The 15,015-nt window shown below is 54.5% G+C and carries 10 protein-coding genes; 7 read left to right on the top strand and 3 right to left on the bottom strand.

Features of this window, described 5'->3' with window-relative positions:
- Positions 1–10 precede the first annotated feature (10 nt).
- Positions 11–2,461, bottom strand: coding sequence for an endopeptidase La (gene lon, locus FFI95_RS00860; RefSeq protein WP_144820463.1), 2,451 nt, complete (start codon positions 2,459–2,461; stop codon positions 11–13).
- Between the two features lie 193 nt (positions 2,462–2,654).
- Here lon and FFI95_RS00855 point away from each other — a divergent pair, with 193 nt between their 5' ends.
- Together FFI95_RS00855 and trxA are read left to right on the top strand one after the other, a co-directional pair.
- Positions 2,655–3,269: a hypothetical protein gene (locus tag FFI95_RS00855; protein WP_144820462.1), complete on the top strand. Its 615-nt coding sequence runs from the start codon at positions 2,655–2,657 to the stop codon at positions 3,267–3,269.
- A gap of 54 nt (positions 3,270–3,323) precedes the next feature.
- Positions 3,324–4,187 carry a thioredoxin gene (gene trxA, locus FFI95_RS00850; RefSeq protein ID WP_144820461.1) on the top strand — a complete coding sequence of 288 codons (864 nt, stop codon included), beginning with the start codon at positions 3,324–3,326 and terminating at the stop codon, positions 4,185–4,187.
- 78 nt (positions 4,188–4,265) lie between these two features.
- Here trxA and FFI95_RS00845 read toward each other — a convergent pair whose 3' ends face one another.
- Positions 4,266–5,630, bottom strand: coding sequence for a KamA family radical SAM protein (locus tag FFI95_RS00845; RefSeq protein WP_144820460.1), 1,365 nt, complete (start codon positions 5,628–5,630; stop codon positions 4,266–4,268).
- 515 nt (positions 5,631–6,145) lie between these two features.
- Between FFI95_RS00845 and aceE the strand changes: the two genes are divergently transcribed.
- From aceE to FFI95_RS00830, 3 genes are all read left to right on the top strand, one after another.
- Positions 6,146–8,809, top strand: coding sequence for a pyruvate dehydrogenase (acetyl-transferring), homodimeric type (gene aceE, locus FFI95_RS00840; protein WP_144820459.1), 2,664 nt, complete (start codon positions 6,146–6,148; stop codon positions 8,807–8,809).
- A gap of 10 nt (positions 8,810–8,819) precedes the next feature.
- A complete protein-coding gene (gene aceF / locus FFI95_RS00835) occupies positions 8,820–10,514 on the top strand; it encodes a dihydrolipoyllysine-residue acetyltransferase (RefSeq protein ID WP_144820458.1) in 1,695 nt (564 codons plus the stop codon).
- A gap of 135 nt (positions 10,515–10,649) precedes the next feature.
- Positions 10,650–11,168 (top strand): DUF2478 domain-containing protein, encoded by a 519-nt coding sequence (locus tag FFI95_RS00830; RefSeq protein ID WP_144820457.1) that lies wholly within the window; start codon positions 10,650–10,652, stop codon positions 11,166–11,168.
- Positions 11,169–11,232: 64 nt separating this feature from the next.
- Here FFI95_RS00830 and FFI95_RS00825 read toward each other — a convergent pair whose 3' ends face one another.
- On the bottom strand, positions 11,233–12,360 hold the full coding sequence (locus FFI95_RS00825) for a DcaP family trimeric outer membrane transporter (RefSeq protein WP_144820456.1): 1,128 nt from the start codon (positions 12,358–12,360) through the stop codon (positions 11,233–11,235).
- Positions 12,361–12,676: 316 nt separating this feature from the next.
- On the opposite strand from FFI95_RS00825, the gene FFI95_RS00820 reads away from it, so the two are divergent.
- Entirely contained in the window at positions 12,677–13,891 is a 1,215-nt protein-coding gene (locus FFI95_RS00820) for an aspartate aminotransferase family protein (protein ID WP_144820455.1), read from the top strand.
- Between the two features lie 49 nt (positions 13,892–13,940).
- Complete coding sequence (gene astA, locus FFI95_RS00815; protein ID WP_144820454.1) at positions 13,941–15,002, top strand: arginine N-succinyltransferase; 1,062 nt, start codon at positions 13,941–13,943, stop codon at positions 15,000–15,002.
- The last annotated feature ends 13 nt before the right edge of the window (positions 15,003–15,015 follow it).

Raw genomic sequence — 15,015 nt, 5'->3', positions numbered from 1 at the left:
TTCCAGAGGATCAGTGCACTGACGGTTTCGTTTTCGGCTTGTTACTGAAGCACACCTGAAACACATCATTGTAGTGCCGGGCAAAATTAACGGTCAGCCCTTCCTTCAGATAGTCCGGCAGTTCCTCGTAATCCCCCCGGTTGCCCTCTGGCAGAATCAGGTTGCTGATTTTCTGCCGGCGGGCTGCAATTACCTTCTCACGAATACCGCCCACCGGTAATACCTGTCCGGTGAGGGTCAGCTCGCCCGTCATTGCGGTATTCTGCTGCGGGGCTTCGCCTCGGGCAATAGACAGAAGAGCCGTTGCCATGGTTACACCGGCACTGGGGCCATCTTTGGGGGTCGCCCCCTCGGGCACATGCAGATGAATAAATGACTTGTCGAAAAAGGCCTGGTCACCCTTGAACCGCTTCAGGTTAGAGGAGACATAGCTGTGGGCAATGTCCGCCGACTCCTTCATCACATCCCCAAGCTGACCTGTCAGCTTGAAGCCGCGCTGACTGGAGTGGATGCGTGATGCCTCTATGCTCAGGGTAGCACCGCCCATGGAGGTCCAGGCCAGACCGGTCACTACGCCCACGCCCTTGAGGGAGCGTTCTTTGCGGAAGGTCGGCTGGCCCAGATACTCAGGCAAGTCGGGCACGCCCACTTTCACCGGCTCATCCGGGCTCTCCAGTAATTTCACAATGCCCTTGCGCATGACCTTATGCAGCATTTTTTCCAGATTCCGGACACCCGACTCACGGGCATAGCCTTCGATAATCTGGCGAATGGCTGCATCGGTGATGTTGAACTGCTTTTTAAGTAACCCTGCCCGCTTCAGCAGGCGTGGTAGCAGATGGTTCTTGGCAATGGCGAGCTTTTCCTCGGTGATATAGCCCGACAGGCGGATCACATCCATCCGGTCCAGAAGAGGCCTCGGGATCGTGTCCAGCTGGTTGGCGGTGCAGATGAACAGTGTCTTGGACAGATCCATGCGCACGTCCAGATAGTGATCCAGAAACTCCCGGTTCTGCTCCGGGTCCAGAGTTTCCAGAAGCGCGGAGGCAGGATCCCCCTGAAACGAGGCACCGATCTTGTCAATTTCATCCAGCATGATCACCGGGTTCGCCACCGCAGTATCTTTCAGCGCCTGCACAAACTTGCCGGGCATGGCGCCAATGTAGGTACGCCTGTGGCCTTTGATTTCTGCTTCATCGCGCATGCCGCCAACGCTGAAACGGTAAAACTCACGCCCCAGAGCATCCGCGACCGAGTGCCCTATGGAGGTTTTACCCACGCCGGGCGGGCCTACAAGCAACAGAATCGAGCCGCTGACTTCTCCCTTGAAGGTGCCTTCTGCCAGAAACTCAACAATCCGGTTTTTCACATCCTCAAGACCATCATGGTCGCGGTCCAGTATCTTACGCGCTTCTGCCAGATCGAACTTGTCCTCGGAATACTGTCCCCAGGGCACCTGTGTCAGCCAGTCCAGGTAGTTACGGGTAACGCCATACTCCGGCGACCCCTGCTCCAGAATCTGCAGCTTCTGCAGTTCTTCATCGAAGCGCTCCTGCACCGGCTCGGGCGGACTCAGTTCAGCCATACGGGCCTGGAAACGTTCTGCATCTGCGGTTTTGTCGTCTTTCGACATGCCCAGCTCGCGCTGGATAACCTTCAGCTGTTCCTTCAGGAAAAATTCACGCTGATGCTTCTGTACCTTTTCGTTGACCTCTTCACTGATTTCAGTCTGCAGGCGTGCAACCTCCAGCTCTTTGCGCATTAACAGGAGCACTTTCTCCATGCGCCGGAGCAGGGGCACAGTATCCAGAACATCCTGAAGCTCCGTACCGGCAGCGCTGGTCATGGACGCACCAAAATCCGTCAGCGGAGAGCTGTCTTCCGGGCCGAAGCGGGAAAGGTACTGTTTTACTTCCTCGCCATACAAAGGGTTGGTGCGCAGAAGCTCTTTAATGGCGCTGATAATTGCCAGGGTGTAGGCCTTGGTTTCATCCGCGTCTTCCTCCGCCTCCTGGGGATACTCCACCTCCACCAGGTAGGGAGGCTTGCGGCGCAGCCACTGGGCAATCCGGAAACGCTGCAGGCCCTGGGCAATAAACTGAACATTGCCATCTTTGCTTTGGGCGTGGTGCACTCGCACCGCACAGCCAACCGTTGCCAGTTCATCGCTCGCGGGTATGCTCTGTTCGGAGGGCTGGTCATCAACAAAACAGATACCCAGCATTTTGTGGTCGGTTTCGCCCACACGCTTGAGCGTTTCCTGCCAGGGGTTCTGGTTCACCATAACCGGCTGCACCTGGGCAGGGAAAAACGGACGGTTGGAAACCGGCAGAACGTACATCCGTTTGGGGAGCGACTGTTCAGGTAACGCCAGCTCCCGGCTATGTTCATTCTTGCCAATGTATTCGGTGAGATCTTCCTCGAATTCTTCCAGCGAGTCTCTGCTGTTATCGTTTTCCATGTTTTGTGACTTCCCGGTACGAATGAGTGTTACACAGATAGTTGTTGCCAATCGCGGGATTTTCAAGGTGGTTACCCGCTGCAGGCAGGGCTGAAGCCGCGGCAGCCGAGAGCGGGATTACCCTTATTGCCTGTTATTTAAAGACAGATATAATCTGCCGCCATTCAAAGTAGCATGCTAATTGAGGGTGGTAATGATCAGGGGTAGTTGGGCAACAGTAAGCATTTTTATCGGGCTGATACTGGCGGCATTGTTGCCGATTGCAACGGTATACCTCGACATTGTTGTGTTGGATAACGGCCTGCCGGAAGTGGGTGTAACCGAGACAGTACAGGCAGTGTTACTGCTTGCCAGTGCCGTGTTGTTTGCCCGGAAAGTAAAGCGCAACCCGAAGGCCCGCGGGTTTCTGGTTTTGGTGGCGGCATTCTTCCTGGTGATGTTCATCCGGGAGCTGGATTATTACCTGGATATGATCGTACACGGTTTCTGGGTGTACCCGGCGCTGCTGGTTACAGGGATGGCCATAGCGTATGCAGTTAAAAACAGTGGCACCACGCTGGCACCAATGACCGCCTTCGGCTACTCCCAGCAGGGCGCTATTATCTGTATTGGTCTGGTTATAGTGCTGGTGTTCAGCCGGCTTTTTGGTACCGGCTCGTTCTGGGAGCTTATCCTGCAAGAGGCGTATGTGTCGCTTTCCAAAACGATTGTGCAGGAAGGGCTGGAGCTTTTGGGGTACGGTATCATCCTGTTTGGCAGTGCGTACCGTCGCCCGGCACCCAGAAACCTGGCCGCTCTTGAATTTTAGCGCCGGGCACCCATCTTGTTGGTATCAACAAACAGTGAATAATCAGGTGCCTCAATGACTAGCTCTCCGTATATATTCGAAGCCACAATGGAAAACTTCCAGCAGGAAGTGATGGAAGCCTCGGCGTCTGTGCCTGTACTTGTGGATGTCTGGGCTGAATGGTGTGCACCCTGCAAGCAGCTTATGCCCTTGCTGGAAAAACTGGCCAATGAATACCAGGGCGCATTCCGGCTGGCTAAAGTAAATGCCGATGAACAGGAACAGCTCACATCCAGCCTGGGTGTGCGCAGCCTGCCCACGGTTATTCTGGTAAAAGACGGCCAGGCAGTTGATGGCTTTAACGGTGCCCTGCCTGAAAGCGAAATCCGCCAGGTGCTGGATAAGCATGTAGAGCTGCCCGAAGAAGACCCCTACGATAAAGCCCACCGCATCTGGGGCGAAGGCAATGTTGAGGGTGCCCTGGAAATACTCTCCGAAATGAACCGGAAAGACCCGGAAAACCTGAAGGTACTGATTGATCTGGCTCAGCTGAAAGCGGAGACAGGCGATCTTGACACGGCCGAGCAGGTACTGGAAAGCCTGCCGGCAGAAGAGAAAATGCAGCACCAGGCCAAACAGCTGGCGGCCAGAATCAAATTCCTCAAACAGTCCGCAGAACTGCCACCCGTGAAAGATCTGGAAATGGCCCTGGAGCAGGACCCGAAAGACCCGAACGCACTGCACCTGCTGGCCCTGCACCATGTGCTACAGGAAAATAATGCGGAAGCGATGGAATTGCTGATCCGGCTTATGCAGGTGGACAGCAAATACAAGGATGAAGTGGCTAAAACCACACTGGTGGAGCTATTTGAAAAGCTGGGGAATAACAATCCGGATGTGCGGACGTATCGGAGGAAGTTGTATACGTTGATGCATTGAGGTTGCATAGACCCCACAAAAAAGGCCAGATGACTACCATCATCTGGCCTTTTTCTTGGTTTAAGTCAGGCAACAGCCTCAACCATTCCCCTTCCTCATCTCGTCATACTCATCCTCAAAGAAGAACTTCTCTTCCCCAAGGGCCGGCTCCAGCTCGTGTAACCAGGTGGCTGTCTCACTGTACTTGGCAAAGAACGGGCGCTGCACCCAGTCCGGGTTGCGGCCCTGCAGGAAGCGCAGTACGAAGACTTTTTCGCCGTGAATTTCGGTCACACCCTGGATTTCTACCTTGCCCGGACCTGCGCTCATGCTGGGTCCGCGAGCGGTGCGGGCCAGGCCGCTGACTTTTTTCATGGCTTCGCGGTAAATGTTGAAGGCCTCGGCCAGGGGGACTTCAAAGTAGTTCTTGGCGCCTGTGTCCCGCTCCACAAACATGTAGTAGGGAATAATGCCCAGCTGTACTTCTTTCTTCCACAGCCTGGCCCAGGCGTCGGCGTCGTCGTTCACGTGTTTGATCAGGGGCCCCTGGGCGCGGATTTCAGCACCTGTGGCGCGGATGCGGCGAATTGCTTCTTCCGCGATGTCGGTGGTGATTTCCTGCCAGTGGTTGTAGTGAGCCATGATGGCAACGTGCTTGCCGGCATCCACCAGCCTGGCGAACAGATCAATCAGCTCATCTGCATCTTTATCCGTAACAAAACGGTAAGGCCAGAAGGTCAGGGCTTTGGTGCCTATGCGGATGGTCTGAAGGTGGTCAAACTCCGGCTCCAGCAATGGCTCCAGGTACTGAACCAGGCTCTTGGTTTTCATGACCATGGGGTCGCCACCGGTCACCAGCAAGTCGGTGACTTCGGTATGTTCCTTCAGGTAGCCGTGCAGTTTTTCAGCCTCGGTGCTCGACATCTTCAGGTCTTTGTCACCTACAAACTGCGCCCAGCGGAAGCAGAAGGTGCAGTAAGAGTGGCAGGTCTGCCCCTGGGCCGGGAAAAACAGTACGGTCTCGCGGTACTTATGCTGCACACCGTCCAGTACTTCGCCTTCCAGTTCCGGCATGTTCATTTCCATCTGGCCGGCCGGGTGCGGGTTCAGCTCGTTGCGGATTTCTTTGGCAACCGCCTGAATTTCTTTTTTCTCAGCGCCTTCCCGGTGCATTTTCGCCATGCGCTCAAAATGCTCTTCTTTGAGCATGCCTTTCTGCGGGAAAACCAGCTGGTAGATCGGATCATTGGGCACTTTGTCCCAGTTGATCAGCTCGTTGATCACGTACTCGTTCACCCGGAAGGGCAGTACACTGGCAACAACCTTCATTTCAAACAGAGTCTCTTCAGGGAGATTCTGGATAACTTCAATCTTGTCCAGCTGGCGATCGGTATAAACCTTGAAGCGCCGCTCTTCGAATTCAACGGTGGGAATCCGGTTAGGAAAGGTGACGATAGAATTCATAGTTCGCCCTCTGTTAATGAAAACTGAAATAGCGGGAGAGCGTAATTAACGCAGCTCCGGTGGTTAAAAAATGGGCAGGCGAGTATACATAAATTACCCGTTAGTTTCAGGACTAATTAAAAAAGTGACGGTTAAAAGTGAAGTTTTTTGTCGTTATTTTTTTATGTTATTGAAACTTAGGGTAATTGTTTAGGTCTGTATCGGGAGGGCGAGGGCGTTAATGTTTAGCTTATTGATGGAAAATCAGGCTGCAATCTGTGTACGACGTTGGTCGGGGGCAGGTTGTCCGCAGTGTCTAAAAAAGGCACTATTACGTAAATAACCGTAATTCTGACAATGCTTTTTTGGTATAAACTGCAAAACGATTAAGAAAAAGCTAGTTTTGGTAGTAAAAAAACTACACGGCATGTGTTGAGCAGACGGCAGAGCAGTAAAGTCTTAAAACCTGTTCTATGCTTGGTAGACAGCCGATGCGGCACCTGCTGAACTTTTTAGACATAGAAGGGGGAGGTTTGATGCACCAGGATGATGATCCCATTGAAACCCGTGAGTGGCTTGATGCGCTTGAGTCACTGATGGAGAACGAGGGTATAGACCGGGTTAAGTATATTCTGGAGCGCCTCTCTGAGCGCGCGAGCCGGGATGGTACCGAGTTGCCTTACTCCATAACCACACCGTTCCGGAATACCATTCCGGCTACGCAGGAAGCCCGGATGCCAGGTGACCTGTTTATGGAGCGCCGGATTCGGTCGTTGATCCGCTGGAATGCCATGGCAATGGTTGTGCGGGCAAACAAGCGCCCGGGTGACCTTGGCGGCCATATTTCAACATTCTCCTCGGCGGCCACTTTGTACGATGTGGGGCATAACTACTTTTTCCACGGGGGCGATGAAACCCGCGAATCCGACCTGATTTATTTCCAGGGACATGCGTCGCCGGGTAACTATGCACGCTCGTTCCTTGAGGGACGGCTTACCGAGGAGCAGCTTGATAAGTACCGTGAAGAAGTGGATGGCGACGGCCTTCCTTCTTACCCGCACCCGTGGCTGATGCCGGACTACTGGCAGTTCCCGACGGTTTCCATGGGGCTGGGGCCAATTCAGGCCATTTATCAGGCCCATATAATGAAGTATCTGGACAGCCGCGAGCTTGTTGAGATGGGCGACCGTAAGGTCTGGTGCTTTGTGGGGGACGGCGAAACCGATGAGCCGGAAACCCTGGGCTGTATCTCCAAGGCGGGGCGCGAGAATCTCGATAACCTGATCTTTGTGGTGAACTGTAACCTGCAGCGCCTGGACGGACCGGTGCGCGGCAACGGTAAAATCATCCAGGAGCTGGAGGGAACCTTCCGTGGTGCCGGCTGGAACGTCATCAAGGTGGTCTGGGGCAGGGTGTGGGACACTCTGTTCGAGCAGGATGACGAGGGTGTGATGCAGCGCGCCATGGATGAGATATGCGATGGCGACCTGCAGACCTTTACCCATAACGGACCGGCGCACACCCGCAAGCACTTTTTTGGCAGATACCCGGAACTGGCCAAGCTGGTGGAAAACTGGTCCGACGAAGATCTCAATAAGCTGAACCGTGGTGGCCACGACCCGTATAAGGTCTACGCGGCCTACAAAAAGGCAGCAACAGAGGCCAATGGCCGGCCAACAGTCATCCTCGCCCATACCATTAAAGGTTATGGCTTTGGTGCAGCGGGCGAATCCCAGAATACAGCGCACTCTTTGAAAGCGCTGGATATGGAAACACTGAAGGCGTTCCGTGATCGTTTTGCCATTCCCCTCAAAGACGAGGAGCTGGAAGAGGTGCCCTATTATCGCCCGGCACCCGACAGCCCGGAACTCACCTATATGAACAAGCGCCGCAAGGAGCTGGGTGGGGTGTACCCGCGGCGTCGTAAAGACTCACAGCCGCTCAAGATTCCTGATCTGGATATCTTTAAACAGGTTCTGGAAGGCTCCAACGGCCGCGAAGTCTCGACCACCATGGTGTTCGTGCGCATTCTGAATGCGCTGGTGAAGGACAAGCGGGTTGGCAAGCGCGTGGTGCCTATCGTGCCGGACGAGGCCCGCACCTTCGGTATGGAGGGCATGTTCCGGCAGTTGGGGATTTACACTTCCGAAGGGCAGAAGTATGTCCCCCACGATCGTGACCAGATCATGTATTACCGTGAAGACAAAAAAGGGCAGATCCTTCAGGAAGGCATCAACGAGGGTGGTTCGATGGCTGCGTGGATGGCGGCTGCCACTTCATACAGCAACAACAACTTCCCGCTGATTCCGTTCTATGCATTTTACTCCATGTTCGGCTTTCAGCGTGTAGGCGATCTGGCCTGGGCATCCGGTGATATTCAGGCCCGGGGCTTTCTGATTGGGGGTACTGCCGGTCGTACAACCCTGAACGGCGAAGGGCTGCAGCACCAGGATGGCCACAGCCATGTGCTCGCAAATACCATTCCCAACTGTAAAGCTTATGATCCGGCCTTTGGGTATGAAATGGCTGTGATTATCCATCATGGTATGAAAGAGATGTATGAAGAAAACAAAAACGTTTTCTACTACCTCACCATGATGAACGAAAACTATGAGCAGCCGGCCATGCCCAAAGGCAGTGAAGACGGCATTATTAAGGGGATGTACAAGTTTGAGTCGGTAGAGGTAAAAGGCGGCAAGAAGAAGCCACGAGTGCAGCTGCTGGGTGCCGGGACGATTCTGAACGAAGTTCGCGCAGCGGCGCAGTTGCTGAAAGACGACTGGGGTGTAGCCTCGGATATATGGAGTGTAACCAGCTTTAACGAACTGGCCCGGGATGGCCTGCACGTTGAGCGCTGGAACCGGTTGCACCCGGATGATAAGGCTCGTAAATCCTATGTGACCCGGTGCCTGGAGAAGCAGTCTGGCCCGGTTGTGTCCTCAACCGACTACATCAAGCTGCATTCTGAACAGTTGCGGGCTTTTATCCCGAAAACCTTCCTGACACTGGGAACCGATGGGTTTGGTCGCAGTGACACCCGGGAGAAACTGCGCAGCTTCTTTGAGGTGGACCGCTATTACGTAACGGTGACTGCTCTGTCGGCACTGGCCAAAGACGGCGAGGTGAAAAACGAGCAGGTTCTTGAAGCCATGCGCAAGTACGGAATCGATCGTAACAAAACGAACCCGGCGCACTGCTAAGGAGACCGTAATGAGCGAACAGGAAATCAAGGTTCCCGATCTCGGCGGGGCAGAAGATGTAGAGGTAATTGAGCTTCTGGTAAGCGTTGGCGATACGGTTGAAGCAGAAGATCCGATTCTGACCATTGAAACCGACAAGGCGTCTGTGGAGCTGCCCTCTCCGGGAGCAGGCAAGATCAGTAGCCTCTCTGTGGAGGTGGGTGACAAGCTGAACGATGGCGACGTCGTGGGCATGCTGGAAGCCAGTGACGGGGCAGACTCCGATGACTCTGGTGATTCCGATGCAGAGACGGAAGAGTCGGAGAAGCCGGAAGAGAAAGAAGCAGAACAGGAAGCCAGCTCTGAGAGTGAATCAGAGACAGAGGAAAGCAAGCCGGCCGCCCGTAAGAAGTCGGCGGGTAGCCGTAAGGAAACCGTGCTGGTTCCGCCTCTGGATGGTATGGAAAATGTGCCGGTTATCGAAATCAACGTGTCCGAAGGCGACACCCTTGAGGTGGACTCGCCCCTGGTCACGGTTGAGTCCGACAAAGCAAGCATGGAGATACCATCACCCTATGCCGGTAAGGTTGATAAGGTCCTGGTGGCCGAAGGCGATGAACTGTCGGAAGGTGACAAAATCCTGGAGATGACCGTTGCCGAGGAAGAGGGCGACGACGAGGATGACGAGCAGGAAGAGAGCTCTGCAGAGTCCGGGCAGGAGAGTCAGCCTGCTCCCGACGCTGAATCTCAGCAGGACAAGCCTGAAGAGTCTGCTCCGCAGCCCCAGGGTGCAACTTATGAGCCGCCCTCTCCGGGTACCAAGGTGCATGCCGGCCCGGCTGTGCGCAAACTGGCGCGGGAGCTGGGTGCAGACCTGACCCGTATCAAAGGGTCGGGACCAAAGAGCCGGATTCTGAAAGACGATGTTCAGTCCTACATCAAGAGCCAGTTGCAGCAATCTCAGCAGGGAGGCTCTGTAGGTACAGGCTCGGGCATTCCAGGTGTTAAGCTTCCGGACTTCAGTCAGTTCGGTGAGGTTAGACGCGAGCCCATGTCGCGGATGATGTCGGTGACTGCAGTGAACATGCAGCGCAGCTGGCTGAACGTGCCTCATGTAACCCAGTTTGAAGATGCAGACATCACTGACATGGAGGCGTTCCGTCAGTCCCAGAAGGCGGCCGGAGAGAAGAAGGGCGTGAAGATAACGCCTCTGCCATTCATTCTCAAAGCCTGCGCAGCGGCACTGGCCGAACTCCCTCAGTTTAATGTGTCTCTGGACATGGAGCGCAAGGAAGTTGTTCGCAAGCAATACATTCACATCGGGATTGCCGTGGACACGCACAACGGGCTGATGGTTCCGGTGATTCGGGATGTGGACCAGAAAGGTCTGTGGGAGCTGGCGGAAGAAAGTGCCGAGCTGGCCCAGAAAGCCCGCGACCGGCAGTTGAAGCCCGCAGAGATGCAAGGCGCCTGCTTTACCATTACCAGCCTGGGTGGCATAGGCGGCACGGCGTTTACGCCCATTGTGAACACGCCGGAGGTGGCGATTCTGGGTGTTTCCAAAGCGTCCATGCAGCCGGTGTGGGATGGCAGTGAGTTCCAGCCACGGCTGATGCTGCCGTTGTCGTTATCCTACGACCATCGGGCAGTGAACGGTGCCGATGCGGCGCGATTCACGGCACTGCTGGGGCAGCTGCTCGGAGATATCCGGACGCTGTTGCTGTAGGCGGTGGTGCGGGTTTTCTGATCTGGGGCAATCAGGCCAGCCTAAAAACCGCTACAATCCATGTCAGAAGTATAATAGGGGCCCAGAGCAATCTGCGCCCCTTTTTATTATGTAACCTTTTCTGGTGAGACATGTATGAACGCTAAGCTGAACCTGGCAGCCATTATCTACGACAACGACGAACAGCCCGTTGACGGGATGCTGCATTCACTGGCGGCAAGAATGAACCGGCGTGGTGACAGAGTAGCGGGTCTGGCGATGGCCTTGAATGAACAGGGCCTGCGGCGAGAGCCTATGGCCTTGCAGGACCTGGAAACAGGGCAGGAGTATTCCATTGCCCAGAACCTGGGGAAGGCCTCCCAGTCCTGCTGCCTGGACCCTCACGGGCTGGCAGACGCCACCAGTGTGCTGAGAGCGCTGCTGAAACAGCCGCCACGGCTGGCGGTTGTAAACCGTTTCGGTCAGCAGGAGATAGACGGCAAAGGCTGCCGGGCCGAGTTTCTGCAGTTGCTAGATGCGGGAATCCCTGTACTCACAGTAGTGAAGCGAAAGTTCCTGGCACAGTGGCATGAGTTTGGTGGCGGCGCGGCCGTGGATCTGCCTTTTTCTGAAGCGGCCGTGCAGCAATGGTGTGACAAGGTGTTGCAGAGGTGAGAAGGGCAGAAACAAATACGCCCCGGAGGTCCGGGGCGTATCAGTGTTTGCACTTCAGTACGATTTAGAAGCTGTACTGAGCTGCGAACAGCAGACGGTTTGCGTCTGAGGAGTCACCAGCAACGGTTTCCTGATCAAAGTAACCGTACTCAACGCCCATCATGACGTTCTGAACCGGAGTCCACATGTAGTTAAGCATGACGTTCTGGTTTTGTTCAGCAGCGCTATCAGTCATTGTGCTGTTCGCAACTGCATCATCCAGGTCCAGCTTGGTCATGCCGTAGCCCAGGTTGACGCTGCGGCCACCGCCCAAGTCCATGCTTACGCCAATTGAACCACCATAGCCTTCAATCCTTTCAATGCTGTTCCCATCCATGTAGGCACTGGCACCTGTGTAGTTGTCCCCTGAGCGCCACAGGTAGCCATTGGCACCGTCGGTGTAGTTGAGTGCCCCCTGAACAGAGAACAGGTTGGTCAACTGCAGGCTCATGGCACCAAATACGGCGTAGCCAACAGTACTCTCATCTGTTGAACCGTCGTCGTATGTAACCTGGCTTGCCAGAGCGGCAGCGGAGTATGAAAGTGCGTCTACAGAGTCTTCTATCCTGGCAGAGATGGCGGGCGCAGAAGTGCGTTCGTTACCGCCTTCTACAGATTGTCCGATTGGGTCTTCAATAGCAAAGGACAGGGCACCGGTGGTATAACGGATCTGCTCGGTACGATCCTGGCTGCCCGCCGTACCTGCCAGGCTGTCAAAGTCGAGAGTCGGGGTATTGCCTACAAAACTGGTGAAGTTGGACCAGTTACGACCGGCCATGAAGCCTTTGTATTCACCGTAGGCATGGCGCATGCGGAGGCTGCCAGCGCTATTGCCTGAACCTCGGAAATCGCCTTCAACAGTTAGTGCCACACCAGAGCTGTGATTCACCTTGACGCCTAAACGGCTCTGCTGTACGTCTGCGCCGAAGTGGCCTTCAATGTCGTCATCTCCGCCATTGAATGAACCGGCGCGGGTGCTGACAGCACGGTCGGCATTAAAGTCGTAGCTCATGTTTAAGCGGGCAAAACCGTAAAGCTCCGCATCAACGTCATCATTAACATTGAGGCTCAAAGCGTTTGCCTGGGCGGCTAAGCCTACCGCAGCCACGGCCGCTGTCGCACGGATGGCCATTCTCAATTTATTGGTTTGCATTGTAGTTGTCTCCACACATAGGACAATTGTTTTTTTGGGACACGCTGACAACATAGTAATCATCGTGTAATTATTCAAATCTATTTGTCGATTAATTATACGAAGGTCTATGGCGTTTTTTTATTCTATACAGCTGCCTGCGCGACACTCCCAGTATTAGGGTAAGCTATTAACACCCCTTAATACCAGCCACCAATGGGGATGTTTGTATATGCGCAGTGGCGTATTATAAGTTATTGATATTTTTTCCTGTTTACCTGCCTGTCCGGGTATTGTTGTTTTTCGGTTTTATACACTGCGTCTCTGAGAGGAATTTATGAATAAAGAACCCGTAGATCGCGAGCTTTTTGATGATGTTATGGTACCTAATTACGCTCCCGGGGCGATCATTCCGGTACGCGGTGAGGGTTCACGGGTGTGGGATCAGGACGGTCGCGAGTTTATCGATCTTCAGGGTGGTATTGCGGTGAGTTGTCTCGGGCACTCACACCCCGGGTTGGTTGGGGCTTTACAGGATCAGTCGGAAAAAATCTGGCACTTGTCCAACGTGATGACTAATGAGCCGGCGCTGCGTCTGGCGAAAACTCTGTGTGATCTGACCTTTGCAGAGCGGGTGTTTTTTGCGAACTCCGGTGGTGAGGCGAATGAGGCAGCTTTCAAGCTGGCCCGCCGTTATAGCTGGGAACACTATGGCCCGGAGAAGCACGAAATTATTTCCTTCAAAAATGCGTTCCACGGCCGGACTCTGTTTACGGTCAGTGTTGGCGGTCAGCCTAAATATCTGGAGGGGTTTGAGCCGGCGCCTGGTGGTATTCATCATGCCGACTTCAATGATCTGGATTCAGTGAAGCAGCTGATCTCGAAAGAGAAAACCTGTGCTGTGGTGATTGAGCCGATTCAGGGCGAGAGCGGCGTTGTACCCGCCGATCCGGAGTTTCTGAAAGGGTTGCGTCAACTGTGTGATGACAACAACGCGTTGCTGATTTTTGATGAGGTTCAGTCGGGCATGGGCCGTACCGGTCATCTTTTTGCTTATCAGATGTATGGCGTGGTACCGGATATTCTCACCAGTGCCAAAGGCCTGGGGGGGGGGTTCCCGGTATCTGCCATGTTGACGACCGCAAGCGTGGCCGCCAGTCTGGGTGTTGGTACCCATGGCAGCACCTACGGTGGCAACGCCCTGGCCTGTGCAGTTGCGCAGAAAGTTGTTGATACCGTAAGCCAGCCGGACATTCTCAAGGGTATAAACAAACGCTCCGGGCATCTGCGTAAAGGAATGATGGATATTGGTGAGCGATACGGTGTATTCAGCGAAGTGCGCGGTGCCGGTCTGTTACTGGGCTGTGTGCTGACTGAAAAATGGCAGGGTAAAGCCAAGGAGTTTTTGAGTGCCGGTCTGGATGAGGGCGTAATGGTGCTGGTTGCGGGTGCCGATGTGGTCCGGCTGGCGCCCTCACTGATTATTCCGGATGCAGATATTGATGAGGCTCTGGAGCGTTTTGAGGCCGCAGTGAAAAAACTGGTGGCCTGAGTCATCCGCCGGCAGGTCCGGCGGCCAGAAGAGAGGCGAGGGGAGCCCTATGTTAGTCATCCGCCCACTTCAGGAAACGGATCTTGAAGATCTTTACGCCATGGCGAAGAAGGCTGGCAAAGGCCTGACGACTCTGCCGGCAGACCGGGATCTGTTACATAAAAAGATCCACCAGGCCCGTGAAACCTTCAGTCAGACCTGTGAGCCCGAGGCCGGCCTGTATCTGTTTGCTCTGGAGGATACGCAGGCGGGGAAAGCTGTAGGAATCAGTGGTATTCAGGCCCGGGTGGGGCTGGACGAAGTGTTTTATAACTACCGCCTCAGCCTGACAGTGAACGCCTCCAAAGAGCTGGGCGTGCATGTGCGCACGCCCACTCTGCACCTGTCCAACGATATGACAGACACCAGTGAAATATGTTCGCTGCTGCTTGCCAATGAATACCATGGGGGCGGTAATGGCCTGCTTTTGTCCCGCTGCCGGTTTATGTACCTGGATGAGTTCAGTGACTGTTTTTCGGACAAGGTGTTTGCAGAAATGCGTGGCGTATCCGATGAGCAGGGCCAGAGCCCTTTGTGGGATGCCCTGGGCAGCAAGTTCTTCGATATGGAGTTTGCCCGGGCCGACCGGTTGTCCGCGCTCGGCAACAAGTCATTTATCGCGGAGCTGATGCCCAAGTATCCGATTTATCTGTCCCTGCTGCCGGACTCTGCACGTGCGGTGATCAGCGAGGTTCACAATAACACCATTCCGGCATTAAGAATGCTGCAGGCGGAAGGGTTCAACTTTAACGGCATGGTGGATATTTTCGACGGTGGTCCTGTGGTTGAAGCCTTTGTGCATACCATCCGGACGGTGCGTGACAGTATTAATCGCTATGCCGTGGCGTCGGCCAGGAGCGTTAACCTTGAGGTGCCGGCCGGGGAAAGAGTTATGGTCTCAAACCGGTCGTTCAACAATTTTCGGGTAACCACGGTACCGGTGACCTGCGTAGATGCAGAAACAGTGAGTTTGCCACCAGAGGTAATGGCAGCCTTGCAGGTTGAACCCGGCGACCCGGTGCGGCTGGCACCATTGAAAGACAACGCAAGGCCGGTACAGACAGCAAACTGAAATTCCTGCAATT

The organism is Marinobacter piscis (genome assembly GCF_007671655.1).
In the GTDB taxonomy this organism is placed as follows: Bacteria; Pseudomonadota; Gammaproteobacteria; order Pseudomonadales; family Oleiphilaceae; genus Marinobacter; species Marinobacter piscensis.
This window is presented reverse-complemented; position numbering and strand designations above follow the sequence as displayed.